32 protein-coding genes are annotated in these 24,434 nt (G+C 66.5%); 15 read left to right on the top strand and 17 right to left on the bottom strand.

The features are described 5' to 3' along the window. Position 1 precedes the first annotated feature (1 nt). Positions 2-976 carry an aldo/keto reductase gene (locus tag LJ760_RS07190; RefSeq protein ID WP_227921181.1) on the bottom strand — a complete coding sequence of 325 codons (975 nt, stop codon included), beginning with the start codon at positions 974-976 and terminating at the stop codon, positions 2-4. Positions 977-1,074: 98 nt separating this feature from the next. Here LJ760_RS07190 and LJ760_RS07195 point away from each other — a divergent pair, with 98 nt between their 5' ends. The 3 genes from LJ760_RS07195 to LJ760_RS07205 all read left to right on the top strand — a co-directional run bounded on the left by LJ760_RS07195 (position 1,075) and on the right by LJ760_RS07205 (position 3,480). Further along, positions 1,075-1,860 carry a thioesterase family protein gene (locus LJ760_RS07195; RefSeq protein WP_227921182.1) on the top strand — a complete coding sequence of 262 codons (786 nt, stop codon included), beginning with the start codon at positions 1,075-1,077 and terminating at the stop codon, positions 1,858-1,860. A gap of 3 nt (positions 1,861-1,863) precedes the next feature. Then, positions 1,864-2,604, top strand: coding sequence for a lipoate--protein ligase family protein (locus LJ760_RS07200; protein WP_227921183.1), 741 nt, complete (start codon positions 1,864-1,866; stop codon positions 2,602-2,604). A 102-nt stretch (positions 2,605-2,706) separates the two neighbouring features. Continuing rightward, on the top strand, positions 2,707-3,480 hold the full coding sequence (locus LJ760_RS07205; protein WP_227921185.1) for a pullulanase X25 domain-containing protein: 774 nt from the start codon (positions 2,707-2,709) through the stop codon (positions 3,478-3,480). Here the strand turns inward: LJ760_RS07205 and LJ760_RS07210 are convergent. Then, the gene (locus tag LJ760_RS07210; RefSeq protein ID WP_227921189.1) at positions 3,477-4,919 is read right to left on the bottom strand and encodes a lipase maturation factor family protein; all 1,443 of its coding nucleotides are present in this window, start codon (positions 4,917-4,919) and stop codon (positions 3,477-3,479) included. The two genes, LJ760_RS07205 and LJ760_RS07210, sit on opposite strands and share 4 nt — an antisense overlap. A gap of 55 nt (positions 4,920-4,974) precedes the next feature. After that, complete coding sequence (locus tag LJ760_RS07215; RefSeq protein WP_227921191.1) at positions 4,975-5,517, bottom strand: hypothetical protein; 543 nt, start codon at positions 5,515-5,517, stop codon at positions 4,975-4,977. Positions 5,518-5,634: 117 nt separating this feature from the next. On the opposite strand from LJ760_RS07215, the gene LJ760_RS17275 reads away from it, so the two are divergent. Continuing rightward, a complete protein-coding gene (locus tag LJ760_RS17275; protein ID WP_231709317.1) occupies positions 5,635-6,441 on the top strand; it encodes a PIG-L deacetylase family protein in 807 nt (268 codons plus the stop codon). Positions 6,442-6,580: 139 nt separating this feature from the next. On the opposite strand, the gene LJ760_RS07230 is transcribed toward LJ760_RS17275, so the two are convergent. After that, entirely contained in the window at positions 6,581-7,093 is a 513-nt protein-coding gene (locus tag LJ760_RS07230) for a PaaI family thioesterase (protein ID WP_227921193.1), read from the bottom strand. A 47-nt stretch (positions 7,094-7,140) separates the two neighbouring features. On the opposite strand from LJ760_RS07230, the gene LJ760_RS17575 reads away from it, so the two are divergent. Continuing rightward, positions 7,141-7,413, top strand: a complete 273-nt coding sequence (locus LJ760_RS17575) for a winged helix-turn-helix domain-containing protein (RefSeq protein ID WP_442860652.1) — start codon at positions 7,141-7,143, stop codon at positions 7,411-7,413. Between the two features lie 10 nt (positions 7,414-7,423). On the opposite strand, the gene LJ760_RS07240 is transcribed toward LJ760_RS17575, so the two are convergent. Further along, complete coding sequence (locus LJ760_RS07240) at positions 7,424-8,623, bottom strand: MFS transporter (protein ID WP_227921195.1); 1,200 nt, start codon at positions 8,621-8,623, stop codon at positions 7,424-7,426. Positions 8,624-8,639: 16 nt separating this feature from the next. After that, positions 8,640-9,323: an SDR family NAD(P)-dependent oxidoreductase gene (locus LJ760_RS07245; RefSeq protein ID WP_227921198.1), complete on the bottom strand. Its 684-nt coding sequence runs from the start codon at positions 9,321-9,323 to the stop codon at positions 8,640-8,642. A gap of 154 nt (positions 9,324-9,477) precedes the next feature. Here LJ760_RS07245 and LJ760_RS07250 point away from each other — a divergent pair, with 154 nt between their 5' ends. Beyond that, positions 9,478-10,350, top strand: coding sequence for a helix-turn-helix domain-containing protein (locus tag LJ760_RS07250; RefSeq protein WP_227921200.1), 873 nt, complete (start codon positions 9,478-9,480; stop codon positions 10,348-10,350). Between the two features lie 4 nt (positions 10,351-10,354). Beyond that, entirely contained in the window at positions 10,355-11,089 is a 735-nt protein-coding gene (locus LJ760_RS07255; protein WP_227921202.1) for an NADPH-dependent F420 reductase, read from the top strand. 111 nt (positions 11,090-11,200) lie between these two features. Here LJ760_RS07255 and LJ760_RS07260 read toward each other — a convergent pair whose 3' ends face one another. Continuing rightward, complete coding sequence (locus tag LJ760_RS07260) at positions 11,201-11,620, bottom strand: hypothetical protein (RefSeq protein WP_227921205.1); 420 nt, start codon at positions 11,618-11,620, stop codon at positions 11,201-11,203. 21 nt (positions 11,621-11,641) lie between these two features. Beyond that, positions 11,642-11,917 (bottom strand): hypothetical protein, encoded by a 276-nt coding sequence (locus LJ760_RS07265; protein WP_227921207.1) that lies wholly within the window; start codon positions 11,915-11,917, stop codon positions 11,642-11,644. A 196-nt stretch (positions 11,918-12,113) separates the two neighbouring features. Between LJ760_RS07265 and LJ760_RS07270 the strand changes: the two genes are divergently transcribed. Further along, positions 12,114-12,503, top strand: a complete 390-nt coding sequence (locus LJ760_RS07270; RefSeq protein WP_227921210.1) for a VOC family protein — start codon at positions 12,114-12,116, stop codon at positions 12,501-12,503. Between the two features lie 7 nt (positions 12,504-12,510). Here the strand turns inward: LJ760_RS07270 and LJ760_RS07275 are convergent, their stop codons facing one another. The 5 genes from LJ760_RS07275 to LJ760_RS07295 form a co-directional block, all read right to left on the bottom strand. Next, a complete protein-coding gene (locus LJ760_RS07275; RefSeq protein WP_227921212.1) occupies positions 12,511-13,329 on the bottom strand; it encodes a DUF427 domain-containing protein in 819 nt (272 codons plus the stop codon). Positions 13,330-13,393: 64 nt separating this feature from the next. Next, positions 13,394-13,945, bottom strand: coding sequence for a hypothetical protein (locus LJ760_RS07280; RefSeq protein WP_227921214.1), 552 nt, complete (start codon positions 13,943-13,945; stop codon positions 13,394-13,396). 30 nt (positions 13,946-13,975) lie between these two features. Continuing rightward, complete coding sequence (locus LJ760_RS07285) at positions 13,976-14,518, bottom strand: hypothetical protein (protein WP_227921216.1); 543 nt, start codon at positions 14,516-14,518, stop codon at positions 13,976-13,978. Positions 14,519-14,573: 55 nt separating this feature from the next. Then, on the bottom strand, positions 14,574-15,215 hold the full coding sequence (locus tag LJ760_RS07290; protein ID WP_227921217.1) for an MBL fold metallo-hydrolase: 642 nt from the start codon (positions 15,213-15,215) through the stop codon (positions 14,574-14,576). Next, positions 15,215-16,300 (bottom strand): S-(hydroxymethyl)mycothiol dehydrogenase, encoded by a 1,086-nt coding sequence (locus LJ760_RS07295; RefSeq protein ID WP_227921218.1) that lies wholly within the window; start codon positions 16,298-16,300, stop codon positions 15,215-15,217. The genes LJ760_RS07290 and LJ760_RS07295 overlap by 1 nt, the downstream gene beginning before the upstream one ends. A 212-nt stretch (positions 16,301-16,512) precedes the next feature. Between LJ760_RS07295 and LJ760_RS07300 the strand changes: the two genes are divergently transcribed. Beyond that, complete coding sequence (locus LJ760_RS07300; RefSeq protein ID WP_227921220.1) at positions 16,513-17,529, top strand: zinc-dependent alcohol dehydrogenase family protein; 1,017 nt, start codon at positions 16,513-16,515, stop codon at positions 17,527-17,529. Between the two features lie 31 nt (positions 17,530-17,560). Here LJ760_RS07300 and LJ760_RS07305 read toward each other — a convergent pair whose 3' ends face one another. Then, entirely contained in the window at positions 17,561-18,070 is a 510-nt protein-coding gene (locus tag LJ760_RS07305) for a hypothetical protein (protein WP_227921222.1), read from the bottom strand. 119 nt (positions 18,071-18,189) lie between these two features. After that, positions 18,190-18,414 (bottom strand): mycoredoxin, encoded by a 225-nt coding sequence (locus tag LJ760_RS07310; protein ID WP_227922737.1) that lies wholly within the window; start codon positions 18,412-18,414, stop codon positions 18,190-18,192. Positions 18,415-18,548: 134 nt separating this feature from the next. On the opposite strand from LJ760_RS07310, the gene LJ760_RS07315 reads away from it, so the two are divergent. After that, complete coding sequence (locus LJ760_RS07315; RefSeq protein ID WP_227921225.1) at positions 18,549-19,337, top strand: SOS response-associated peptidase; 789 nt, start codon at positions 18,549-18,551, stop codon at positions 19,335-19,337. 7 nt (positions 19,338-19,344) lie between these two features. On the opposite strand, the gene LJ760_RS07320 is transcribed toward LJ760_RS07315, so the two are convergent. After that, positions 19,345-19,782: a VOC family protein gene (locus tag LJ760_RS07320; protein ID WP_227921228.1), complete on the bottom strand. Its 438-nt coding sequence runs from the start codon at positions 19,780-19,782 to the stop codon at positions 19,345-19,347. Positions 19,783-19,877: 95 nt separating this feature from the next. Here LJ760_RS07320 and LJ760_RS07325 point away from each other — a divergent pair, with 95 nt between their 5' ends. From LJ760_RS07325 to LJ760_RS07345, 5 genes are all read left to right on the top strand, one after another. Then, positions 19,878-20,216 carry a chorismate mutase gene (locus LJ760_RS07325; RefSeq protein WP_227921230.1) on the top strand — a complete coding sequence of 113 codons (339 nt, stop codon included), beginning with the start codon at positions 19,878-19,880 and terminating at the stop codon, positions 20,214-20,216. Positions 20,217-20,284: 68 nt separating this feature from the next. Further along, on the top strand, positions 20,285-21,100 hold the full coding sequence (locus tag LJ760_RS07330; RefSeq protein WP_227921232.1) for a hypothetical protein: 816 nt from the start codon (positions 20,285-20,287) through the stop codon (positions 21,098-21,100). Positions 21,101-21,119: 19 nt separating this feature from the next. Further along, positions 21,120-21,950, top strand: coding sequence for a hypothetical protein (locus LJ760_RS07335; RefSeq protein WP_227921235.1), 831 nt, complete (start codon positions 21,120-21,122; stop codon positions 21,948-21,950). Next, positions 21,937-22,503, top strand: coding sequence for a DUF2087 domain-containing protein (locus tag LJ760_RS07340; RefSeq protein WP_227921237.1), 567 nt, complete (start codon positions 21,937-21,939; stop codon positions 22,501-22,503). Before LJ760_RS07335 ends, LJ760_RS07340 begins: the two co-directional genes overlap by 14 nt. Beyond that, a complete protein-coding gene (locus tag LJ760_RS07345; RefSeq protein WP_227921239.1) occupies positions 22,496-23,269 on the top strand; it encodes a tyrosine-protein phosphatase in 774 nt (257 codons plus the stop codon). Before LJ760_RS07340 ends, LJ760_RS07345 begins: the two co-directional genes overlap by 8 nt. Positions 23,270-23,279: 10 nt before the next feature. Here the strand turns inward: LJ760_RS07345 and LJ760_RS07350 are convergent, their stop codons facing one another. Next, the gene (locus tag LJ760_RS07350; protein ID WP_227921242.1) at positions 23,280-24,323 is read right to left on the bottom strand and encodes a DUF2776 family protein; all 1,044 of its coding nucleotides are present in this window, start codon (positions 24,321-24,323) and stop codon (positions 23,280-23,282) included. Positions 24,324-24,434 lie beyond the last annotated feature (111 nt).

Here is a 24,434-nt window from a genome sequence, read left to right on the forward strand (position 1 = left end):
ATCACCAGGCATAGTCCTCCGGGGCCGGTGAGTGCCCGGGAAAGATCCCGTCCAGCCGCGCCAGCGTCCGTGAATCCAGGGGAACGTCCAGGGCCAGCAGCGCCTCGTCCAGCTGCTCCTGGGTGCGCGGGCCGACCAAGGGCGCCGTCACCGCGGGCTGGTGCAGCAGCCAGGCCAGTGCCAGGACGCCGGGCAGGATGTCCAGCTCGGCGGCCAGGTCCTCGTACTGCCGGATCTGCTCCCCGTGTTTCTCGAGCAGGTCCCGCACCCTGCCCTCGGCACGCCGCCCGCCGCCGTCGGCCTCCTTCGCCAGGATCCCGCCGAGGAGGCCGCCCTGCAGCGGTGACCACGGCAGGATTCCGAGCCCGTACTGCTGCGCCGCGGGAAGGACCTCCAGCTCCACGGACCGGTTGATCAGGTTGTAGATGCTCTGCTCGCTCACCAGCCCTGCGAAGTTCCGCCGGTTGGCGTTCTCCTGCGCCCGGGCAATGTGCCAGCCGGCGAAGTTGCTGCTGCCGTTGTAGATGATCTTGCCCTGTGCCACCGCCACCTCCATGGCCTGCCAGATCTCCTCCCACGGCGTATTCCGGTCAACATGGTGGAACTGGTACAGATCGATGTAATCCGTCTGCAGCCGCTTCAGGCTGGCGTCGAGGGCGCGGCGGATGTTCAGTGCGGAGAGGTAGGTGTCGTTGGGGCGCTCGCTCATGGAGCCGTAGAGCTTGGTGGCCAGGACGGTGTCCTCGCGCCGCCCGCCGCCTTTGGCGAACCAGCGTCCGATGATCTGCTCGGTCCAGCCCTTACGCTCACCCCAGCCGTACACGTTGGCGGTGTCGAAGAAATTGATGCCGGATTCCCGGGCGGAGTCCATGATGGCGTGGGCGTCCGCCTCGTCGGTTTTGGGTCCGAAGTTCATGGTGCCCAGGCACAGGCGGGACACGGACAGGCCGGAGCGGCCAAGATGCGTATAGTCCATCGGGCCAGTGTGCTCCCCGTTACGTTGCGGAGCCAGCCGGCGGGCGGCGCTGGGGTAGCCTGAAAGCCAATTCCGGAACGGCAGGGAGAAGCAAGCACGTGGCTGAATCGTATTACCGCTCGCTGGGCAACGACGCCTATGAGGCAACCATCCATACCCAGGGCGCCTGGAATCCGCAGGAGCAGCACATGGCTCCCATTTCCGGCCTGCTGGCCCACTGCCTGGAGCAGTTCCGTCCACGCCCCGAGCTGCGCATGGCCCGGATCAGCTACGACATTTTCGGGTTGATCCCGCGCACCGCCTTCGAGGTGAAAACCTCCGTCCTGCGTCCCGGGCGGACCATTGAACTGGTGCAGGCCGAGATGGTGGTTGAGGGCCGCACTGCCGTCCGCGCCACCGCCTGGCGTCTGGCCCGCGGCTCGACGGCCGAGGTGGCTGCCGTGGAGGACGAAGCCATGCCCGGCCCGGCGGAGGCGGGCACGCATGAGGGCATGACCGAGTGGCCCGGGGCGTTTATTGAATCCCTGGAGAAGCGGGCGCTGCCGGGTCTGCGCCCGGGCCGCGGCAGGGCGTGGCTGCGCACCCCGCACGAAATGGTGGAGGGTACGCCGACGTCGGACCTGGTCCGCCTCGTGGGCATGGCAGACACCGCCAACGGTATTTCCACCCGTGTGCCTCCGGGCGGGGACAGCTACATGTTCCCGAACGTGGACCTGCAGCTGCACCTGCACCGCGAACCCCGGGGGGAATGGCTGGGTCTGGACACCCAGGTGACGTTCGGCGCCGACGGCATTGGCCTGACGTCGACGGTCCTGCATGACCTGCAGGGACCGTTTGGACGCAGCGAGCAGATCCTGACCGTCCGGCCGCTCGGCGGAGCGTAGGCGGTGCGCGCCGCCCTGGAAGTGTTCCGGCAGGAGGAATCCCTGGGTGCCGCCGCCGACCTCGACTTCGCGCTCGCCATGCTCGACGCCGTCCGCAGCGGTGGGCTCGGCCCGGCCCTGCGCATTTACCGTCCCCGCCCCACGGTGGCCCTGGGGCAGCGCGACGCGAAGCTGCCCGGCTTCGCCGCGGCGCAGGCGGCCTGCCGGCGGCAAGGATTCGAGCCCCTGGTCCGCAAGGCCGGCGGCCGGGCCGCCGCCTACCACGACGGCTGTCTGGTCCTGGACCATGTGGAGCCGGACGCAGATGCCATCGCCGGCTCGAGGCGCCGGTTCGCGGACTTCGGCGAGCTGCTGGCCGGCGCGTTCCGCAAGGTCGGGCTGACCGCCGGTGTAGGCGAAATCCCGGGGGAGTACTGCCCCGGGGAATTCACCGTCTCCGGCGGGGCCCCGGGCGGGGAGCAGATCAAACTGGTGGGCACCGCCCAACGGGTGATTGCCGGCGGCTGGCTGTTTTCCTCGGTGCTGGTGGTGGAGAACGCCCTCCCGCTCCGCCGGGTGTTGACCGACTGCTATGCCGAGCTCGGGCTGGGCTGGGACCCGCGCACCGCCGGAGCCGCCCGGGACCTGGCACCTGAACTGGATATGGCCCAGGTGCAGGATGCCGTGCTGGCCGCCTACGCGGGCTACGCACCCCTCGTTGACGGGGACTTCACCGCACTGCAGGGGAGAGTTGCGCAACACTAGGGCCGCGTCGCTTCGCCCCGGCGGCTGCCGGGGATAGTGTTGATGGCGGTGAGCCGGCTTAACCGGAGCGGCTATCAACATTTTCGTAACAAAGGAATTCCATTGGGCTCAGACACCGTTGAAAACACTGCGCTGCGGCTGCAGGCGGTCCTTGAGATCCTCGCAGCAGAGGACCCGTCAGCTACCGGCAAGGTCAGCAGGGCAAAGGTACTCGGTGCCGCCCTGGACCGTGTACCGCTCGCAGGACGCGAAGCGGAGGCCCTGGCCAGCGGTACCTCCCGGGGTGAGCGTGCCCTGGTGAATGCCACCACCAAGCTCGTCAAGGCGGGCTGGATCCTTAAGGAAGCCCGCTCCGGCTGGAGCATCACCAACGAGGGCCGCCGGGCCCTGAAGGACTTCCCGGAGCCGGCGCACCTGTCGGCCGCCCTCAGCGGAAAGCCTGTGGCTGCGGCCGAAGCCGCTTCCCCGGCCGAGGAAGTAGTGGAAGAGGTCCTGCGCGACGCCGTCGCCGTCCCCTCCGCTCCGGCCGAGCAGCACGGCTCGCACCCGGAGACCGACGTCCCGGAGCCGTCCTTCCCGCAGCCGGAGTCCGTGGCCCTCGCCAGCGATTTCGGCGCGGCACTCGGTACCGAGGACTGGAATCCGGCCGGAGCGCAGTTCGCGTTCGACCGCCACGACGAACTGTGGAAGCTCACGGTGGACCTGCCCGAGGGCACCTACACCTACAAGGTGGCGCTGAACGGTTCGTGGGACGAGAACTACGGGTTCGACGCACACCGCGACGGCGGCAACATCGAGCTGTGGCATACCGGCGGTCCGCTGACGTTCCTGTATGACCACGCCACGCACAACGTAGTCACCAAGGCAACCGCCTAGGACCGGCCCGGCGTCGTGCCCGGACCCTCAACGGGGTCCACCAGGAATCCGCGGGGTTCCCGTACCCACCAGACCCGTTCGCGGCGCAGCTCCGCGGGCGTGGAAAAGCGGTAGCGGTAGACCCGGGCACGGATCCAGCGGGGCGGCTCGCCGTCGAACGGGTCCCTGCGCAGCAGGCGCAGGGTCCGCCGGTCGGCGGTGAGCAGCTTCCGCAGCAGCACCGGGAACCAGGCACCGGAGGCGCCCAGGCCCAGGAACCACATTAGCCAGTCCAGCCGCAGGTGGTAGGGCGCAAACTGGCGCGGCATCCGTCGCGGATCACCGGGCTTGCCCTTGAACTCGTACTCCAGCCAGCGGGCGTCCGGCCCCGGCGGATCGTTGGTGCCCTCGATGACCACCTCGTTCCGGTGCCGCGTAATGCTGCCGAACGCACCGTAGGCATTGGAGAGGTGCCAGCGGTTGAAGCTGGCATTCATGAGCTGGTCGCGGCGGAACAGGTTCTTCAACGGCGCCCGGGCCCAGTACAGGACGGCCAGGGTCACCGCTGAGACGACGACGGCGAACGCCACCGGGGTTGCGGCCGGATCCGGTGCGGCGAACTGCGCCTCCGGGAGCACCGCCTGCACGGCCGAATCGCTGATCGCCGTGCACGCGAGCAGGATGGTCAGCACGTTCAGCCAGGCGAAGTTCCCCGAAAGGACGAGCCAGAACTGGGTAACAATCACCACCGCCGCGGCAATCGAGGCCACCGGCTGCGGGAAGAACAGGAAGAACGGCACCACCAGCTGGGCGAAGTGGTTGCCCAGCACCTCCATCCGGTGCAGCGGCTTTGGCAAGTGGTGGAAGAACCAGCTGGCCGGGTTCGGCATCGGCTGGGTTTCGTGGTGGTAGTACAGGGCGGTGAGATCCCGCCACACCTTGTCGCCGCGCATCTTGATCAGGCCGGCACCGAATTCGAGCCGGAACACCAGCCAGCGGAAGGCCCACAGCACCGCGACCGGAACCGCGACGTCGTCGGAGCCCAGGAACGCAGCCAGGAAACCGGCCTCCAGCAGCAGCGATTCCCAGCCGAACCCGTAGAACGTCTGCCCGATGTTCACCACGGACAGGTACAGCCCCCAGATAAACAGGAAGGCTGCCATCGGCAGCCACCACGGCCCGGTCTGCGGCACTCCCGCCACCAGCAGCGCGGAGACGGCGGCGCCCGCCCACGCCACGGCGAGCAGGAACCGGTCCGAATAGTGCCAGTGGAAGAGGGTAGGGATGCCCCGGCCCTTGATCCGGACCAGGAACTGCGGGGCCGGGAGCAAGCCGTTTTCGCCGAGCAGCGCCGGGAACTGGGCGGCCGCGGACAGGAACGCGATCAGGTACACGGCGGCGATGCCGCGCTGCAGCACCTGGCGGGCGAACTCGTATCCTTCGGCGCTGAACCACTCCATGGCATGTCAGCCTAGCTCCGGCGGCGGGCGGACGCCGCCCGTTCCGGGGCCCGGCTTAAATGTACTTATTGATGTGCACCCAGCGTCCCCCGAGGTCTGTACGGAGGGCTTCGAGCAGGGTCGTAACGAGTTCGGGTGAATACCCGCCGGTGCCGGTATCAATGATGACCGCGAAGGACGCCATGGCCATGCAACTCCCCAGGTCCCAGTCACCGAATAGTCCCGTCCATGAGCAGTCGGGACAGGCAAGCCGGGGCTCGGGGCCGCCGTCGTACCATTCACTGACCAGCGGAACAATCAGCTCGAGCGGAAACTGGAAAGTGCAGCGCGTGCAAACGGGACCCCCGGTACCCTCACCGGCAAAGTAGTACTCCCGTTCGGCGACAAAGCTGTAGCTTCCGTTGGCGTCTGCGGATGCCGCCAAAGTGCGCGGTCCGAAGGCGTCGGCGGGATGCTTGTCGTAGTAGGGGTCGTAGACCGTAGGGTCGGCCATGCTCCAGCCGGTGCTGCGGAACCAGCTCCGTACCTGGCTGAATCGTTCCTCGCTTCCTTCCGCGTCTACGGAAAGGTCCAGCAGTTGTTCCCGGTTATCGCTCATGCCACACCGTAACGAATGCCGCCGGAAAATACCCGAAAGAGCAGCAGGTTCCTCTGGCCTGCCCCTCGTCCTACGCTGGAACGGTGGCAGAATCCCCTGCCGCGGGAGGTGCCGGAAATGACCGGATCGCATGTCCTTGCCCTCGTCGTCGCCCATCCCGACGACGACGCCTACGGGCTGGCGGGAACAGTGGCACTGCACGAAGACGATCCGGAGTTCCGCTTCGTCCTGGTCCACGCGACCGACGGCGGCGCCGGGCAGATCGATCCGTCCTACCCGCCGGTCAACGAACCGCTCGGCCGGATCCGCCGGCGGGAGACGGACGCCGCCTGGACGGCTCACGGCCGGCCGCCGGACCGCCACGAGTGGCTGGACTACGACGACGGCGCGGTCGCCGAGGTTCCCTTCGTGGAACTCGAGGAGCGCATCGGCGGCATCCTGGCCCAGGAGCGGCCCGACGTCGTCGCCACTTTCGGTCCCGACGGGCTCACCGGGCACCCGGACCACATCGCGGTCGGCGCGGCCACGGACGCGGCGTTCGGGCGCCTGAAGGCCGACGGCGGACCGGGGCTGCAGCGCCTGCTGCACGGCGGAGTGTGCCGCTCCACCTGGGACCGGTGGAACCGCAGCCGGATCCGGCACGGACTTCAACCGTGGATCGAGGGGAGGGTGTACGACGTGCATCCGATCCCGGACGAGCAGATCGGGATCGAGGTCGATGTCGGCAGCGTGGTTCACCGGGTGGTGGCGGGCCTGATGGAGCACCGGACCCAGCGCCATGTGGTGTCCCCGGGGGTGCCGCCGGACGTGGAGGAAGATGTCCGCTGGGGACGCACCGTCAGCTCCGAGATGCTGGCCATCGCGTGGCCGCCGTGGCAGCCCGGGGCAGCCGTACTGGGCGATGTGTTCGAGGGGCTGGACTAGACGGGCGTCGACTTTCCGGATGCCGGGTCGTGCGGCCCTTGGCACGCCAGCATGTCTGCTAACGGTGGCCTATCTGGTCTTGCTGCTGACATCGGTGCTGCTTTGCGCCGTCCTCGTCACCGTTTCCCTCACCGCCGGCTCAACTTCCCGACGGCTCGGGACCCACCACCAGGCAGGTGCTTGACGCGGTAGCGAGAACCCGGCCGGCGGCGTCGCGCAGGTCCGCTTCGACAAACGCTGCGTTGCGCCCGGCCTTGGTCACCCATCCGTGGGCGGTGACTGTGCCCGTGTTCGCGGTGGCGGGCCGCAGGAAGGACACTTTGAGTTCGAGACTGGTGTAGCCGGCGCCGGCCGGCAGCGTGGAGTGCACGGCGCAGCCGCAGGCGGAGTCCAGGACGGTGGCGAAAAAGCCGCCGTGGACGGACCCGATCGGGTTGTAGTGCGATTCGTCCGGTTCCGCCGTCATCACCACATCCCCCTCGCTCACGCTGACGAGGCGCAGCCCCACGTGGCTGCTGATCGGCGGGCCGGGAACCTCGCCGGCGGCAAGCGCCTGCAGGTGCTCGAGTCCGGTCCGCGAGAATATGCGTGCGACGTCCCGTTCTGCAGGGGAGTATTCAAGCGTTTTTGAACGCATTTCGGAAGCGGGCATCGGAGCTCCTTCAGGGCTGGTGAGTGCTGGGACTCATAGACACAGTGATGCAGGTCATTTTGTCATGCTGGGTCCACCCAGCCCCGCACAGCAGCCGACCAACGCCGCCGCGTCCTCGACGGTCCGTTCTCAAGGCCCTCGCCCACCCGCTCCGGGCGCAGCTGCTGGACACCTTGTCCCAGTACGGTCCTCAGACAGCGAGCAGCATGGGAAAACGGGTGGGGGAATCGAGGGGAGCGACCAGCTATCACCTTCGGAAACTGGCCCGGCACGGCCTGGTCCGCGGCCATGCCGCAGCCCCGTCAATAGAATTGGTTTGACCGCGGTGCGTTAACCGGCTGACACCACCGTCGTTTTTGTTCGGGGAAGACTCGTCAGTATCAACGCGCCGACGATCGCCGCAATTCCACCGACGGTCAGGGCATAGGTGGCACCGGCGCCGTCGACGAGGAGTCCGCCGAAGCCAGCTCCGACGGCGATCGCGATATTGCAGACCGTCACGACGAGCCCGCCGATTTGTTCGAGTCGTGTCGGTGCAGTCCTGGCACCCCAGCTGAGCACTGCGGTCGGGATTCCGCCGAAACCAAACCCCCAGAGTGCGGCGGCGATGAAAAGGCCGGTGATTGATCCGCCGGCGAGGAGCATAACGAGCATTCCGAGTCCCAATACCGCAGGGAAAAGGAACACTGCGGCCCGAAGCGCACGGTCGGCCAGGGGCCCGCTGAGAACGGTGCCCAGGACGCTGGCGGCTCCGAACACGAGCAGCAGCACGGCCAGACCGCCGGCATCGATTCCGGACACGGTTTCTGCCGCCGGGCGGATATACGTGAATCCGCCGAAGTGGCCGCCGAAGACCAGCAGGACCGCAACCAATCCCACTACGACCACTCCGGAGCGAAGGGTCGACCCGAGGGCGCGGAGCCCGCTCACTCCTGTAGGTCTGATGGCCGGCAGTGTGGCCGCTTGCACGAGCAGGGCCAGAGCTGCGACGACTGCGGCGATGAAAAAGACGGCCCGCCATCCCCAGATTTCCCCGAGCCAGGCGCCGAGAGGTACGGCAACGATGGTTGCAACCGCTACACCGGCGTTGATGACGGTCAGCGCGCGGCCGAGATGGTCGGCGGGCACCAAGTGCGCGGCCATGGCGGTGGCCATTGCCCAGAAGCCGCCAAGGGCAACGCCGAGCAGGAGCCGCGCGGACAAAAGAACGAAAAGGCCGGGTGCCAGGGCAACGAGGATGTTCGAGAGGATGGCCAGGGCGGTAAGGCCGATCATGACCCGCCGGCGATCGGTGCGGGGGAGGACCACTGCGATAAAGAGGGCCGAGAAAACAGCAGCGACGGCGGTCATGGTCACGCTTTGTCCTGCAGCACCGACCGATACGTCCAGGGTTCCGGCGATACGCGGGAGGAGACTCGCGGGCAGGAACTCAGACATAACGATCGCGAAAATTCCAAGGCCGAGCGAGACGACACCACCCCAGGAGGTTGTCTGGCCTGCTTTGGTGATGTGTGCGGGGGTGGCGGTCATTGTGGTGATCCTTCTCCTAGAAGTGCAGCTCGCCGTTTTCGTCCCGGAGGGTTCCGGTTGGGCCCTCCGAGCCGTGGGTGGCGAGGCGTACAACGACTCGTGCGCTTTCTTCCGGTGACCTCCCGATACCGAAGCGGGCCGTCATATCCGTGGCAGTGGTTCCGGGTTCGAGTGCGTTGAACTTAATGCCCGGGTGGGACTTGGCGTACTGCACCGTGAGCATGGTCGCCGCCGTCTTTGACGCCGAGTAGAGCGCAAGCGGCAGGTCGAACTCCGGTCGATCGGGGTTGGTGACTGCCCAGAAGGAACCGGCGCTGCTCGAGATGGTGACCACATGGGCGTTGGCGGACCTGCGCAGCAGGGGGAGTGCGGCCTGCGTGACGCGGACAATACCTACCGCATTGGTATCGAAGGCCCGGAGGGCGGAGGGGCCGTCCATCTCCGTCTCGAGGACGCCCGCGTTGTGCACCAGGACGTCGAGCCGGCCCTCGTCCGCATCGATGCTCGCGAGTGCGCTGCTGGCTGAGGCGTCGTTGGTTACATCGAGCTGTACGAATCGGGCGCCCAGCCCTGCTGCGGCTTTCTCACCCCGCTCGGCGTCACGGGCACCTATGTAAACGACATGCCCCAACTCCAGCAGTTGCCTGGCCGTTTCGAATCCGATGCCCTTGTTCGCCCCGGTGATTAATGTGATGGTCAATTTTCTGTCCTCTCGGTAGGCTCCAGCTCCAGCTGAGCCACTGCAACGCTACGAATGCCTGCTTTCACCGGCCAGAGCCCTGTCCAGCCGGGGGAGTGACAGGACCCCCTCTGCCGCTGTCCCAACCGCCCTGCCAGGTCCTAGGCTGGCTCCCATGAGTAAGACATCGAACGCCCTTGGCGACTACCTGCGGGCCAGGCGCGAGCTGGTAACACCGAAGCAGGCCGGCATCCCGGAGATAGGTGTGCGGCGCGTGCCCGGACTGCGGCGCGAGGAAGTGGCCATGCTCGCCGGCATCAGCGCCGATTACTACCTGCGGTTGGAGCGCGGGCGGGACCGGCACCCCTCCGTGCAGGTCCTCGAGTCCATCGCCCGCGTGCTCCAACTTGACGACGACCACCTCGCGTACCTGCTCACGCTGGTCGCGGACGTTCCCCGGCAGCGCGTGCGCCGGCCGTCCAAGGAAACCGTTCCCGCCGGTGCACTCAAGCTGCTGGATTCGCTGGCCCAGCCCGCCTTCATCGAGGGGCGGTACTTCGATATCCTGGCCGCGAACAGCCTGGCGAAAGCGCTCTCACCGCGTCTTGATGTCGGGGGGAACCAGCTGAGGGACATGTTCCTCGACCCGGCCGAGCAGGCCCTTTATCCGGAGTGGGAAGTGGTGACGGAGTGCTTCATTGCGAACCTTCGGCAGTCCGTGGGCAAGGATGTCGATAATCCCCGTTTCATAGAACTCGTCGGAGAGCTTTCGCTGGCGAGCCCCTACTTCCGCCGAATGTGGGCACGGCATGAAGTGCGGGCCCAGAGAGGCACACCGATGCTGCTCAACCACCCGCAGGTCGGGGAAATGACGCTCAACCGGGAGCGGCTGGGTATCAACGGAGCGGACGGACTGATGCTCGTCGTTTACCACCCCGACGCCGGCTCGGACAATGCCGAGAAACTTGCGCTCCTTGCCTCCGCAGCCTTGTCGACGAACACGAGCCAGGAACATCCGCAAACCGGCGCCAGGCTAACCAAGGAGTAATACCGTGACTACTATCGGCATCCTCGGCGCGGGCCAGGCCGGAACAACGCTTGCCCGGGTGGCAACGGCGGCGGGCTACGACGTCGTTATCGCGAATTCGCGGGGACCCGAAACCTTGCAGCGGCTGGTCAAGGACTTGGGACCGCGGGCACGCGTCGCCACCGCGGCAGAGGCTGCGGCTGCAGCTGACTTCGCGGTTACCGCGTTTCCGTATGCGCCCGGTGACCGGCTGCCGGTGCAGGAACTCGCAGGAAAGGTCGTCATCGACAACAACAACTACATGGTCTGGCGCGACGGGAACTTCCCCGACGTCGATTCGGGGCTCAAGACAATTCATGAGTTACGTCAGGAACAGCTGCCCACCTCGAAGGTCGTCAAGGCGTTCAATCACGTCCAGTTCCATGAGCGCTTCCACCTCCGTGTCCCCAGCGACGCGCTGCCGGCCATCATGCGGCTGGCGCGACCGGCCGGAGCACCTGACCGTAAGGCGCTGGTCGTCTCCAGCGACTATCCGGAGGCCGTCGAACTGGTGACCCGGTTCTATGACGATCTCGGATTCGACGCAGTTGATAACAGTCCGCTGAGCGAATCCTGGCGCAGCAGCCCCGGTACGCCGATGTGGCGGCACCACGTCGATGGACAAAGCCGCGAGGAACTCATCCGCAATCTGCAGCGCGCTCAACGGTCCGTCAGCTCAACCCCGGCAGCGGCTCAGGCGAAGGGCCCCATGCCTGCGTAAAAAGCTTCGGGAGGCAGGCTCAGCTGGTCCTTGACGGCTTGCGTGTCTGCATCCAGAAACGCCCCAGCCCCCTGTTCGCTCCGGTTACCAGGGCAACTGTCTCAGTCACGTTCATGGCGCTGACGTGACCCCCTGAATGATGAGTCCGACGCCTGCGGCCAGCAGGCCGACGCCCAGCACAGCCGCTCCAATCCAGAGAAGCATAATGGCCCGGTTAGGCCGTGCGGGATCGCGGCCGATGACGGAGACGAAAAAACCGGCGGGCATCAGGATTGCAGCCACGAGGACGCCGAGGGAAATCGTGGCGAACGGCTCGGGCACGCCGTTCGCCTGCACGATCACCATGACCAGGAGGCCGAGGATGATGAGCACTCCCGCGTGAGCGTGGCCGGCGCGGAAGAAGCTCTTTTGGAGGTCGTTCGCCGGGAATCGTCCGGTTACCGCTGTAAAGACGAACCGGCCACCGTATGCGACGCCGATGACGGTGAGGAGAACGACGCCGGCGATGACCTGGTGGGTGCTGTCGAGCATGATGTCCTCTCCTGGTACGGGTCAGCCGTCTCGCCGCATCCGAGCCACTTCGGCCTCAATACGGCGATCCGATATGGCGGGACGGCCTGCGTAGACGGGGATCCCCGCAATGACTGCGGCGACAAGAGTTCCCAGGATCGGCCAGACCGGCCAGAAGTAGCCGTCCGGCGTCGTGAAGTACCAGATAGCGACCTGAAGGACCGCGAGCAGCAGCCAGAGACCGACCACTCCCTTGTAGATGGTTTTTGCGATGACGCGCCGGCGGGCAAGTTCGTACGATTCATTAGGCGTTGACATGGTGTTGCCTTCCCTATTGATGCGGCATTGGGGCAACAACGCTACGAGTCCCGGTAATCAGCGGCCAGTGCCCTGCACAGCCGGGGGTTTGACAGGACCCCCTCCCGCATTTGCCTGGTGCACCGGATACTGGCCGTGTGCCGACGGAACTCCCGGATAGTCGGCTCGTGAAAACCCGAACGGACAGGGAGCACCCATGAGAATTGTGGTGACCAGTATTTTTGTGGACGACCAAGACAAGGCACTGGATTTTTACACGCGGGTGCTGGGATTCGAACAGAGGCAGGATGTGCCGGCGGGCGGGGCGCGCTGGCTGACCGTGGGGGTGCCGGGGGAGGACGCCGGGGTGGAACTGCTGCTCGAACCGGCCGGGCATCCCGCCGTCGCGCCGTTCACGGAGGCGCTGGTAGCGGACGGGATCCCGTTCACCTCCTTCGCCGTGGACAGCGTGGAGGACGAATTTCACCGGCTGTTGGACCTGGGCGTGGCCTTCACTCAGCCGCCTACCCGGATGGGACCAATAACGACGGCGGTTTTCTTTGACACCGTGGGCAACCTCATCCAGATCGCTGATACGGCGGACTGAAACAGCCTCAGAAGCGGAACAGGGAGGTGATCTCCTGTTTGGCGTCGTCGACGTAGACCTCGGTGCGCTCATCGAAGAACGAGACCCGGTCCTTCAGTTGCGCCGAATCGGGCAGCACCCGTTCATACGACCAGGCCAGGTCCGCGCCCCCCGGATGCCCGGTCACCGACCAGTAGTTCGCCGTCCCCTTGTACGGACAGACGGAGCGGAAGGTTGATGCGTTGAGGACATCCCAGTCAACATCCTGGCGCGGAAAATAGGTCCGCGGCGGGAGCATGGTTTCGTAGACGAGCAGCGGCTGGCGGGTCTCGGCCAGCAGCTGTCCGTCCAGATGCACCCGCACCGCACGCGAGGAATCCCGGGCGTCGACCCGGTGGAAGGGATCCCGGGGGTGCCCCTCGACCACCTGGTCTTCCTCCAGCCACCGGTCAAACGCGTTGAAGTCCAGCAGCACATACCCGCCAAGATCCGCATCATCCGGACGGAACCCGGCGCCGGGCAGCTCGTGCGATCCCGCGCGCAGGTCCAGTGGCTGGCCGGGGGCGGTGTGTGCCGAGAACGGGTAGCGCGGGTCCATCAGGGCATCCGGGGGCACCTCGGCCAGCGGGTCGCCGTCGGGCTCCGAGGCAGCTGTCGCCTCTGCCGCGATGTCCTCGGCGGGCACTGCGTAGATGGGGGTGACCCGCCGCGGCTCGTAGGCCAGCACGGCGTCGGTGGAGTCCACCACGGTGTTGCCGCCGAGCTGTGCACGGATACGCCGCGGCGTGGGTTCGTAGCGCAACTCCGGCAGGATTTTCCAGAAAGCGGGACTGATTTGCAGGGCCATAAGTTCAGTTTCCGGCGGGATAACACCCGATACAAGGGTCTGCCCGAATCGGCGGCCCCGGCCCCTAATCGTGATAGTGCATGAGTACCCATCGCCCGCCGAGGTCGGCCTGTAGCCGGGACATGAGGTACCGGGGAAATTCGCGCTGGTCCGGGGTCTGCGAGTCCTGGTCAATGATGACGGCAAACGAGGAAACCACCAGTGACCAACTGAGGTCCCAGTTTCCCCAAGGCGCATGCCATGAGCAGCGGGGACAGGTAAGGTCTGGTTCCCGGTAGGAGTCCAGCCACTCCCCGACCATTCCGGCAACCTCATCGATATCCGTAGTTTCACCGCATTTTCGGCACTCCGGACCTGCCGTGCTGTCGCCCAGAATGTATAAATCGCGGCCGGGGATGAAGGTGAAGACAAAGTGTGGCGAGCGTGGGTCCAGCTGCCCCAGCAGGCGGGGGCCAGGTCCGTCGGACACATGTTTGCTATGGATCAAGTCGTAGTTGTCGGGCGCGGATGCACTCCAGCCGCTGTCCCGGAACCATTTCCGTGCCTCATGCATCCGCGCTTCGGCACTCGAATCGTCGACGGACAAATCCAGCAGCATCTCCCGGTGATCCCCCATGCGCATACCCTAACGCAGGGCTGGAGATGCTCACATGTTCTCGACCATATGGACCCAGCGTCCGCCAAGCTGGCTGCGGAGTTCTTCCCGCAGGGCAGCGATGAGGCGATCGGGATCCAACGAGCGGTCGTGGACATCGATGATGACGGCGAAGGAGGCCACCGTCAGGGAACTGAGGATCTCCCAGTCGCCCATCGGCTCCTGCCTGGAACAGCTCGTACAGGACAGGACCGGCTCGACGTGGCTGTCCGACCAGGCAATCGCCAGCTGGACAGCTTCGTCGAGGTCGTATTCCGTGCCGCATTCCCGGCAGCGCGGACCGTAGGAATCACCGCCGCCCGTGTAGATGCCGTGAAGGGGCACAAACGAGTACACGCCGTTTCCCGCAAACAGCGTGGCACTGCGCTCTCCGAAGGAATCGGCGGGGTACATCTCGTAGGACTCGTCATAAGCCTCGGGATCGGCCTTGCTCCACCCGGTGCGGCGGAACCAGTCCCGCACATGGACCACGTGTTCCTCCGCGCGGGCCTCGTCGACGGTCAAATCCAGCAGCATGTTCCTGTGGTCCCCCATGCGCATACCCTAACCCGGGCGGTCAAGGCATGCGCATGGAAGACCACGGCGGGTCCTAGTGCCCCCGGTCGATCCATTCCTGCAGGTGCGGGCCTTCGGCGGCGATCGACGTCGAATCCCCGTGCCCGGTGAGCACCTTCGTCTCCGCCGGCAGCGTCAGCAGCCGTTCCCGGATGGACTCGATGATGGTCGGGAAGTCGCTGTAGGAACGGCCGGTGGCACCGGGACCGCCGTTAAACAGCGTGTCACCGCTGAACACCACGGGCTCCGGAACGTCTTCGCCGGCCGCCAGCGAGAAGCAGACCGACCCGGGGGAGTGGCCCGGCGTGTGCAGGGCGCGCAGGGTATGGCCGGCAATCTCGAACGTGTCGCCGTCCTCGATCACATCGTCCGGTCCCTCCTCGGGGAACACGGCGTCCCACAGCATCCGATCCGCGGCGTGCAGGAACACCGGGGCGCTGAACCGGTCCCGGGCCTCGCCGACGGCACGGATGTGGTCGTCATGCCCGTGGGTGAGCAGGATGGCCATGACCTCCCGGTCACCCACGGCTTCGGCAACCGCGTTGATGTTGTGGGCGGGGTCGATGACGATGACCTGGGCGTCGTCGCCGACAATCCAGACGTTGTTGTCCACGTCCCAGGTGCCGCCGTCCAGGGAGAAGGTCCCCGAGGTGACCACGTTGTCGATGCGGAACATTACAGTTCCACCACCGAACGCAGGACCTTGCCGTCATGCATCTTGGTGAAGGCTTCCTCGATGTCGCCCAGGCCGATGCGCTCGGTGACGAAGGCATCCAGGTCCAGCCGGCCGAGCTTGTACTGCTCCACCAGCATGGGGAAGTCCCGGGAGGGCAGGCAGTCGCCGTACCAGGAGGACTTCAGGGAGCCGCCGCGGCCGAACACATCCGCCAGCGGCAGCTCGATCTTCATCTCCGGGTTCGGCACGCCCACCAGGACCACGCGGCCGGCGAGGTCGCGGGCGTAGAAGGCCTGCTTATACGTTTCCGGGCGTCCCACCGCGTCAATCACGACGTCGGCGCCGAAGCCGCCGGTGAGGGCGCGGATGGCTTCCACCGGATCTTCGTCCTTGGAGTTGATGCCGTGCGTGGCGCCCTGGGCCATGGCCAGTTCAACCTTGGCCGAATCGATGTCCACGGCGATGATGGTGGTGGCCCCGGCCAGCTTCGCGCCGGCGACGGCGGCAATGCCCACGCCGCCGCAGCCGATTACGGCCACGGATTCTCCGCGCTGCACGGCGCCGGTGTTAATGGCGGCACCGATGCCGGCCATCACGCCGCAGCCGAGCAGGCCCACCGCGGCGGCGTCGACGTCGTCGTCCACCTTGGTGCACTGGCCGGCGGCCACGAGGGTCTTCTCGGCGAACGCGCCGATGCCCAGCGCGGGCGTCAGCTCGGTGCCGTCCTCCAGGGTCATCTTCTGCGTGGCGTTGGCGGTGTTGAAGCAGTACTGCGGCTCGCCCTTGCGGCAGGCGCGGCATTCGCCGCAGACAGCGCGCCAGTTCAGCACCACGCGGTCGCCGGGGGCTACCTCGGTAACGTCGGGACCGACGGCGGAAACGACGCCGGTGGCTTCGTGTCCGAGCAGGAACGGATAGTCATCGTTGATGGCGCCCTGCTTGTAGTGCAGGTCGGTATGGCAGACGCCGCAGGTGAGGATGTCCACCAGCGCTTCGCCGGGCCCGGGATCCGGAACCAGGATGGTCTCCAGCGAGACGGGGGCGTTCTTTTCCTTGACGACTACGGCCTGAACCTTATGAACCATGAGTGTGCTGCCTCTTTCGATGTCCGGGCGGGAAGCCTGAGTCCAGCATCCCGCTTCCCATCCTATGGACCCCAAGCGCCGGGAGCGAAGCCGGAATTACCCTTCCGCTCCGGGCTTAGCCGTCAGGGCCTGCCGCCGGGCCGGGCACCGTCCTAGCATGGAAGGCAGGAACGGGTCCGGAGACTGTCGGCTGCCAACACCAGGAAGTGCCCATGCTAGGAACCCTGTTGTACGGAGAGCGGGATGTCCGGGTGGAGGATGTCCCCCGGCCGGTGCTCAAGGAGTCCACTGACGCCATCCTGAGGGTCGTGGCAGCCTGTGTCTGCGGATCGGACCTGTGGCCGTACCGGGGCATCGAGCCGGTGCGCCGTCCCCGCCCGATGGGGCACGAATACGTGGGTGTGGTCGAAGAAGTGGGCACGGCCGTGTCACAGATCAAGCCGGGCCAGTTTGTGGTGGGTTCCTTCTTCGCCTCCGACAACACCTGCGAGATCTGTGCAGCGGGGTATCAGAGCCGGTGTGTCCATGCCGCCGGCGTCGGCGGAGCGCAGGCCGAGTATCTGCGGGTTCCGCTCGCGGACGGCACGCTCGTGGCGACGGCGGAAGCGCCGGAGCCAGAGGTGATCCCGTCGCTGCTTGCCGCTTCGGACGTGCTCGGCACCGGCTGGTTCGGGGCGGCTGCTGCCGAAGCCGCGCCCGGCAAGACAGTTGCGGTTGTGGGCGACGGCGCGGTGGGCCTCCTGGCCGTGCTGGCCGCCCGGCAGATGGGCGCCGAACGGATCATCGCCATGAGCGGCCACCCGGACCGGCAGGAACTGGCCCGGGAGTTCGGAGCCACGGACATTGTCCAGGAGCGCGGCGACGACGGCGTGGCAGCGGTGCGCGAGCTGACCGGCGGGCTGGGCGCCCACAGCGTGGTCGAGGCAGTGGGAACCCAGGCTTCGATGCTGCAGGGCATCGGCTGCACCCGCCCCGGCGGCCATATGGGCTACGTGGGGGTGCCGCACGGCGTGCAGCTGCCCGGGGAACAGCTCTTTTTCGCGGAGATCCATCTGCTGGGGGGCCCGGCACCGGTACGCCGGTTCCTGCCCGAACTCATGGGGCTGATCCTGCAGCGGAAAATCGACCCGGGGAAGGTGTTTACCCTGGAGCTGCCCCTGGGCGAGGCCCCGGAAGCCTACCGGGCCATGGACGAACGGCGGACCATAAAGGCACTGCTGCGTCCCTGACTCACCGCCCGGCAGGTTCCCACCCGCGGCGCTAGAAGTCTACGAAGGTTCCGGTCGGAACGGTGCCGCTGAAGTCCGTTGCGGGACCGAAGCGTCCGTCGAGTCCGCATTCCTGCTGCGAACCGGAAAACGACATCAGGTTGAACCCGTATGTCACATCGTGTGACTGGCCCGCAGGCAAGGTCAGCTGGAATATCGACTGTCCGGCACGCCAGCTGGCGGTTTCGAACGCCAGCGGGCTGACCTCGGTCCGCACTGCGGGGAGAATTGCACTGAGCGGTACCGGCCCCTTGGTAGACGCCTGGCTGGTCACGGAACGTTCACTGGTGAGCCCGACAGGTGCAGTGACCGTGGAACTGTTCGTGAGCGTTGCCGTGCCGGCTGTTTCCCGGCTTGTGGTGGACCCGGTGAAGGTGGTTGCCGTCGATCCGGGTTCGCATTCGGTGACGGCCGCTGAAGCTGGTGCCGCAAAAACCGCGGAACCGGCGATCAGTCCGGCTGTCGATAGGAGGACGGCGGTCCGTGTCATCGTGGTCTTCATCTCGCTCCTTCGTGTCCCGGTAGTACCGTTCCCTCTGGAAGAGCCCCCACACTACTACTCAGTAACCGAGAGTCAAGCACGTCGTTCCGCCGTCCGACGGCCCCGAGGGGCCCCGCCCGCTAGAGGCCGAGGCGGGACTTCACCTCAGAAGCGGAAGGGTTGGTGGCCGCTGAACCGTCCGGGAAAATCACGGTCGGAACGGTCTGGTTGCCGCCGTTGAGCGAGGCCACCAGATCCGCAGTACCTTCCACGTCCTCGATGTTGACCTCGGTGTAACCGATGCCCTGGGCATCCAGCTGGGACTTCAGCCGCCGGCAGTATCCGCACCAGGAGGTGGAGAACATGGTGATGGTTCCGGTTGCGGGAGTGAAAGCTTCAGCAGTGGCAGCCACGATGGTTGCTCCTCTTCGTCGAAATGGATTGTTGCCTGATCCAACAGTATTCCGGCCGACGGCATTCCCGGTGGCAGACTGGAGGCATGTGCGGAAGATACGTCATGGCCCGCTCCGCGGGGGACCTTGTGGCCGACGCTGAAGCGGAGGCTGACGCCCGTCTGGAACTGCGCGCGTCCTGGAACGTGGCCCCGACGTCGGACGTCCCCGTTGTCCTGGAACGGTTCGTGGAGGTGCCGGGCCGGGGACGGACGCAGGTGCGCCAGATCCACGTTGCCCGGTGGGGCCTGGTGCCGGGGTGGGCAGCCGATGCATCCGTAGGCGTACGTGCGTTCAATGCCCGCAGCGAGACCGTCCTGGAAAAGCCCACCTTCCGTGACGCAGTTCTCTCGCGCCGCTGCGCGGTGCCGGTGGACGGTTACTACGAATGGAAGGCAGGCCCCGGCAAGGTCCGCCGCCCGTTCCACGTTTCCCGGGCCGACGGCGCCCCGATCTACTTTGCCGGCCTGTACGAGTGGTGGCGGGATCCGGCCAAGGCCGAAGGCGACCCGGAGAAGTGGCTGCTCTCGACGTCGATCCTCACCGTCGCCTCGCCTCCGGCGGACAGCGCCGAACCCGTGCTGGGCGAACTGGCCGGCCTGCATGACCGGCTGCCGCTGCCGCTGTCCCCGGACGCAATGGCTGCCTGGCTGGACCCGGCACGGCGGGATGCCGGCATGCTGGTAGCCCTGGCTACGGCACAGGCCTACACGACGGCGGCGGACTGGGCACTGTCCGAAGCCCACCCCGCCGTGGGCAACGTGCGCAACGACGGCGAGTACCTGCTGCATCCGGACCCGGCGGAGACGGTGCCGACGGAGGACGTGCTGTTCTAGCGGGAGCCTATTCGGAAATCATTGCCAGGGTGACCCGGCCGGCGTCGTCCACCCTGAGGCCGGGGTTGAAGCAGACTTCCCAGCGCAGCCCGTCGGGGTCCGTGAAGTAGCCGGAATAGCCGCCCCAGCTCATCTGGGTTCCGGGGGCGGTGATGACCCCGCCTGCACCGGCGGCGTTGGCCAGCACGGCGTCTACCTCTGCGGCCGAGTCCACGTTGTGCCCGAGGGTGACCGGGGCGTTGTGGAGCTCGCCGACCGCGCCGGCTTCCGCCGCCAGATGGTCTGCCCGGAAAAAGGCCAGGAGCAGCCCGTGGTTGATCTGGAAGAAGATCACCTCGTCGGGGACGTATTGGACTGTTTCCCAGCCGAGCCGCGAAACGTAAAACGCGTGAGTTACTTCGAGGTCCCGTACGCCTACGGTGACCACGGAAACGTGGGGGTTCACGCCTCTGATCCTGCCATGAAGACGCCGAACGGCCATACCCGGGCAGCGGAGGCCCGGTGCGGCGCCCGCAGCCCGGGGGTGGTTACTCTTAAGGCATGGAACCAGCTGAGCAGAAATCCGTTTCGGGACAGCTCGATAATGTCCGGACAGCAATTGACGAAATCGATGAGGAAATTGTCGCGCTGATCTGGCGGCGGCAGCGGCTGGTCCGGCTCGCCGGGGGACTGAAGGACAACGACGACGCCGTCCGCTCGCCCAAGCGTATGGAGGAAGTCATTGCCCATGTCCGCCATGCGGCCCAGGAGCAGGACGGCGACTGCAATGTGGTGGAACGCACGTACACGGCCATGATCGAGGCCTTTATCGACTACGAGCTGAAGGTCCGCCACGAGATGGAGACCCAGCGTAAGCTGGACGCCTTCAGCCGCAGCTAGGAAACCGGTCGCCCGTCCCGGCCGGGTTGTCTCCCTGGACCGGAAACATGTCGGGTATGTTGTGGCCCATGGCACAAACCGTGGGGGAACTGTTCCCGAAGACCGACCGGGTCCATGCCTGGCTGTCCCTGGAATGGGGGTCGCGCAAGGAGACTCCGGTACAGGTCGCCGAACGGATCCTGCTGACGCTTCCCTTGTTCCGAAGCAGGTTCCCGGATCCCGATGCGCGATGGCAGATGTCCGTGAAAACCCTCTTCGGGCCCGGACCTAAATGGGTCGACATCCCGGACGCGCCGGAAGCGCTGGGTGCGCTGATTCAAAGTCCCCGCCAGCGCGATGTTCCCGACTCGCATGTGGACACCGGAACACTCAGGGCAAAATTCTCATTGACCGGTTCCGGCGATCCGGACAACGGACTGTTTCAGTTCGATATCTCTGCCGGCCGCAGTAATGTCTGGGGCACCCCGGCAAACAGCATCTCCCTGCGGCCGCCAGCAGAATTCATCATTGGCCCACCGGAGGAGGCCCACAGCTGGTTCGGCGGGCTGGCCCGGATCTGGCAGCCGGAAACCGCCTGCCTTTTTACCCCGGACACCATGGATGCCTGCAGGGAGATGGAGAAACGGCTAGGCAGAGGGAACCGCTCGATTTACACCCCGTCCGTCGGCTATCTGAACTGGTTCTCGCGGACCGGGTACGGCAGGGTTCCCTTCCCCCTGGATGCAGTAACCCGGGAGGACCCGGACGGGACCCTGATAGCCGTCAAGGACTGGACCGCTGCTGCGGTGGCCGATCTGTATGCGGAGCTGGAGACCATGGGAATGCTTCACACGATGCCTGCTTTCCAGGTCCTGGATGCGCCTGCCGGCGGAGACGGGTCCTGAATCGGGTAGGTTGTGCCGCATGACACTCACTGTGGCCGACCTGTTTCCGGAGGATAAGGCTGTCCGTGTCCGGCTGGTGTGGGGTGCCCGGAGGGAAACTGCGGAGCAGGTGGCCGCCCGGATCCTGCCGATGCTGGATTTGTTCCGGGGACGGTTTGACGCTGCGGAGATGCGGTGGCACGGCCGGGCACTTGTGTTCAGGGAGGCGGCAGACTTTGCCGACCCGTCCGCGCTGGGCAGGGCGATTGAAAGTTTCCGCGAGCGCGATGCCCCCGACTCGCCGTTCTCCACCGGCACCAGCAAGACACAGTTCCGGCTTTACGCTGACACAGATGCCAAGGAAGCACTGTTCTCCCTGGACGTTACCGCCGGCCGGAACCTCGGCCCAAGGCCCAACGAGATCTCCCTGAAACTGCCGCCGGACTTCACTATCGGCACCCCCGATGAAGCCTCCGCCTGGTTCCGGAAGCTGATCCGCATCTGGGAGCCGGAGACGGCGAGCCTGACCAGCTGGGAAGTTCATGACAGGGTCAGCGAGCGCCGGACCCGGTTGGGATTGCCGGGACATGCATCTTTCCGGGAGCCCGCCGTCGGATACCTCAACTGGTTCTCCCGGACGGCCTACGGGCGGCTGCCCTTCCCCATTGCTGCTGCCGCCGTGCAGAACTACCCGGACGGAACGCTCATCACGGTGAGGGACTGGCGTGCCCCGGCCGTGGCGGACCTGTACGCCGAACTGCAGGTCATGGGGATGTTGCACCGTCCGCCGGCGGTCCAGGTGCTGTCACCGCCGGTCAGGGACGGTCAGGAACCGGACACAGATGTGAAAGGGAGCCATGGGGGAAACTAGGCCGGAGGCGAACCGCTGGCGTCCCGTGGCGGCGGCGCTCGCAGACCGCCGGCGCCTGCACCTGTACGCCCGCGCCGTGTTGGCGGCCGACGACGGCGCACGCCTGGACCCGGAGGACCTCACCTCTGCCGAGGCCAAGTCGTTGGCGGTGCTGCAGAACGCCGGCCTGGTCCGCGTCGGCGAGCGCGGGGTGGAACCCGTGGCGTCCGTCTTCGCTGATCTGCTGGCCGCCGGGATACGGCCAACCGACACGTCGGCCCGCCGCTTCCTGGTCAACGGCAGGGTCGAGGCCTACCCGCGCAAACGCTCCGACCGGCTGGAGCTGCTGCATTTCCTGGCCGGGGAGGTCTTTGAACATGCCCGGCCGCCGGAGCCGGGGCTGCGGCCAGTGCTGTCGGAGAAGGAACTCACCACCCGGCTGACGGCCTTCACCGCAGACCCCGCTGCCATCCGCCGCTATCTGGTGGATGAAGGCATTGTGGCCCGGGATGCCGCCGGCACCCAGTACTGGCTCACCCGCCCCCGTCCGGCGGAAGGAATGGAATTTGCCTAGTTCCCCGGATACGGCCAGCCTCCCTGCAGCCGACGCGCGGGTTCTTCGCCCCGTGGAGGGGCTGGTGAACTTCCGCGACTTGGGCGGCCGACGACGGCGCGACGGCACGCTCACGCCGCACGGGGTCTTCTTCCGCTCCGAAACGGTGGACCTGATCCGCCCCCGCGGCTGGGACACCCTGCATGCGCTGGGAGTGCGTACCGTCGTCGACCTCCGGCAGCCGCCCGAACGCGCACGGGACACCGCCGCCCGCCCGGACTGGCTCACCACGGTTCCCGTGGACCTGGACGGGCTGGCGGAAAATCCGGAGTTCTGGGAGGGGTACTGGAACAACGGACTGATGGGCACGCCGCTGTACTACCTGCCGCACCTCACCCGGCTGCCGGACCGGATGGGCGCCGTACTGCAGGCGCTCGCCGATGCCCCGCCCGGCGGGGTGCTCTTCCACTGCATGGCGGGCCGGGACCGGACGGGAATGACCGCAATGGTCCTGCTCGCGGCAGTGGACGCGGAGCCGGAGGAGATCCGGGAGGATTACTTCGAAACCGTCCGCAACGCGGATGCCTTCGCAGCAGCAACAGGACGGCCCAATCCGGAGGCAGAGAGCGAAAGACTGTGCGCCGGGCAGGGAACCAGCATGGACGGTGCCTTCCGCGCGGCGGCGGACGGCTTTTCGCTGGACCGGCTCTTTGACGACGCCGGGCTGCCGGAGGCAGTCCGCACCGGCATCCGCACCTGGCGGGGAGCAGTTCCCTCCACGCCTTAATGCTGCCCTGCTACTCCGACGTTCCCGCTTCGAGGATCGACACGATTGAGAAGAGCGTAAAGCAGACAGCCCCGAGTCCAACCAGCACGTGCGCGGGGACAAAGAACGCCGGGTCTGTGCCTGCGGCTTCAAAGAGGAACGCGGCGAAGAACAGGCAGCTGAGCGCTGTTCCGATGGGCATCAGCGGGATGCGGTTGGCCAGGGCAAACGTGCGACGCCAGACGAGGGCGAGCAACAGCACCTTCGACAGGATGCTGAAGCAGATCAGCCCGAGGCCGATCAGCACGCATCCCGGGGCCAGCCGATAGGGTTCGTCTGAACTGAACAGCACGAATAGTCCGAGCAGCACGTTGATCGTGCCCGCGGCAGCGACGAGCCAGGGCCAAGCGGAACGCTCGCCGTCGCTGAATTCGTTGCGCACCTGGCGCACGATGCTCGCGACCAGGGCGATCAGCGCCGTGCAGATCGCCGACAGGCCGATCAGGACGTGGCCGGCAACGAATCCGGGCGTATCCCCGCGCACCAACAGGCCGATCGCAAGGGAGAAACCGACGACGGCGGCTCCAACCGGAACTGCGAGCAGCCCGGCGCCGACGGCGCGGGAGTGGGCACCTTCCGGCGGGCCGCCCTGTGGCTCGAGTAACTGTGCTGACTGGATGAGAGTGAATTTCGTGGACGCGGCCGCGACGGTGCTGACGCACGCGGCGACGAAGCCGATGCCGATCACAACGAAGCCCGCCGTGAGGTTCTCCGCGGTGTTGTCCCGGTTGGCCAGAAGGATGCCCCAGATGACGGCGGCGGCAGCAGCCACGTAGCCGGAGAGCGGCAGGATGATCCCCCATACGCGCCCATAGCGGTTGATGAGCTGCCGAATGATGGTGGCCGCCGTGGTGAACAGTGCATAACAGATGGCGGTCAGCCCGACGTTGACGTGTCCGGCGACAAAGTGATCGGCATCGTTCCGCCCGGACAGGATGTAGAGGCCATAGGACAGACAGACAGCGCCCATCAGAAGCGGTATGGCGCGGAAAATGACGCTTATTGTACGGTTCATGGCGTACCCCGAAGGTGATCCCGTGCGGCTTCGACATCATGGCCGGTCCGCTTTCAGTGCCAGTGTGCGCCTGTCCTACCCGTGGAACAACGCCGAGGCAGGGAGCCGTTC

Source organism: Arthrobacter sp. zg-Y895 (assembly GCF_020731025.1).
Taxonomy (GTDB): Bacteria; Actinomycetota; Actinomycetes; order Actinomycetales; family Micrococcaceae; genus Arthrobacter_B.

What these genes read in the sequence shown, in the direction of transcription:
- LJ760_RS07335 (WP_227921235.1), top strand. Translation starts at nt 21,120, where the DNA reads ATGACACTCACTGTGGCCGACCTGTTTCCGGAGGATAAGGCTGTCCGT.
- LJ760_RS07325 (WP_227921230.1), top strand. Translation starts at nt 19,878, where the DNA reads ATGGAACCAGCTGAGCAGAAATCCGTTTCGGGACAGCTCGATAATGTC.
- LJ760_RS07215 (WP_227921191.1), bottom strand. Translation starts at nt 5,517, where the DNA reads ATGAGCGATAACCGGGAACAACTGCTGGACCTTTCCGTAGACGCGGAA.
- LJ760_RS07280 (WP_227921214.1), bottom strand. Translation starts at nt 13,945, where the DNA reads ATGGGGGATCACCGGGAGATGCTGCTGGATTTGTCCGTCGACGATTCG.
- LJ760_RS07210 (WP_227921189.1), bottom strand. Translation starts at nt 4,919, where the DNA reads ATGGAGTGGTTCAGCGCCGAAGGATACGAGTTCGCCCGCCAGGTGCTG.
- LJ760_RS07340 (WP_227921237.1), top strand. Translation starts at nt 21,937, where the DNA reads ATGGGGGAAACTAGGCCGGAGGCGAACCGCTGGCGTCCCGTGGCGGCG.
- LJ760_RS07240 (WP_227921195.1), bottom strand. Translation starts at nt 8,623, where the DNA reads ATGACCGCCACCCCCGCACACATCACCAAAGCAGGCCAGACAACCTCC.
- LJ760_RS07300 (WP_227921220.1), top strand. Translation starts at nt 16,513, where the DNA reads ATGCTAGGAACCCTGTTGTACGGAGAGCGGGATGTCCGGGTGGAGGAT.
- LJ760_RS07310 (WP_227922737.1), bottom strand. Translation starts at nt 18,414, where the DNA reads ATGTTCTCCACCTCCTGGTGCGGATACTGCCGGCGGCTGAAGTCCCAG.
- LJ760_RS07315 (WP_227921225.1), top strand. Translation starts at nt 18,549, where the DNA reads ATGTGCGGAAGATACGTCATGGCCCGCTCCGCGGGGGACCTTGTGGCC.
- LJ760_RS07250 (WP_227921200.1), top strand. Translation starts at nt 9,478, where the DNA reads ATGAGTAAGACATCGAACGCCCTTGGCGACTACCTGCGGGCCAGGCGC.
- LJ760_RS07305 (WP_227921222.1), bottom strand. Translation starts at nt 18,070, where the DNA reads ATGAAGACCACGATGACACGGACCGCCGTCCTCCTATCGACAGCCGGA.
- LJ760_RS07265 (WP_227921207.1), bottom strand. Translation starts at nt 11,917, where the DNA reads ATGTCAACGCCTAATGAATCGTACGAACTTGCCCGCCGGCGCGTCATC.
- LJ760_RS07230 (WP_227921193.1), bottom strand. Translation starts at nt 7,093, where the DNA reads ATGCCCGCTTCCGAAATGCGTTCAAAAACGCTTGAATACTCCCCTGCA.
- LJ760_RS07290 (WP_227921217.1), bottom strand. Translation starts at nt 15,215, where the DNA reads ATGTTCCGCATCGACAACGTGGTCACCTCGGGGACCTTCTCCCTGGAC.
- LJ760_RS07270 (WP_227921210.1), top strand. Translation starts at nt 12,114, where the DNA reads ATGAGAATTGTGGTGACCAGTATTTTTGTGGACGACCAAGACAAGGCA.
- LJ760_RS07190 (WP_227921181.1), bottom strand. Translation starts at nt 976, where the DNA reads ATGGACTATACGCATCTTGGCCGCTCCGGCCTGTCCGTGTCCCGCCTG.
- LJ760_RS07275 (WP_227921212.1), bottom strand. Translation starts at nt 13,329, where the DNA reads ATGGCCCTGCAAATCAGTCCCGCTTTCTGGAAAATCCTGCCGGAGTTG.
- LJ760_RS17275 (WP_231709317.1), top strand. Translation starts at nt 5,635, where the DNA reads ATGACCGGATCGCATGTCCTTGCCCTCGTCGTCGCCCATCCCGACGAC.
- LJ760_RS07285 (WP_227921216.1), bottom strand. Translation starts at nt 14,518, where the DNA reads ATGGGGGACCACAGGAACATGCTGCTGGATTTGACCGTCGACGAGGCC.
- LJ760_RS17575 (WP_442860652.1), top strand. Translation starts at nt 7,141, where the DNA reads ATGCAGGTCATTTTGTCATGCTGGGTCCACCCAGCCCCGCACAGCAGC.
- LJ760_RS07260 (WP_227921205.1), bottom strand. Translation starts at nt 11,620, where the DNA reads ATGCTCGACAGCACCCACCAGGTCATCGCCGGCGTCGTTCTCCTCACC.
- LJ760_RS07295 (WP_227921218.1), bottom strand. Translation starts at nt 16,300, where the DNA reads ATGGTTCATAAGGTTCAGGCCGTAGTCGTCAAGGAAAAGAACGCCCCC.
- LJ760_RS07330 (WP_227921232.1), top strand. Translation starts at nt 20,285, where the DNA reads ATGGCACAAACCGTGGGGGAACTGTTCCCGAAGACCGACCGGGTCCAT.
- LJ760_RS07350 (WP_227921242.1), bottom strand. Translation starts at nt 24,323, where the DNA reads ATGAACCGTACAATAAGCGTCATTTTCCGCGCCATACCGCTTCTGATG.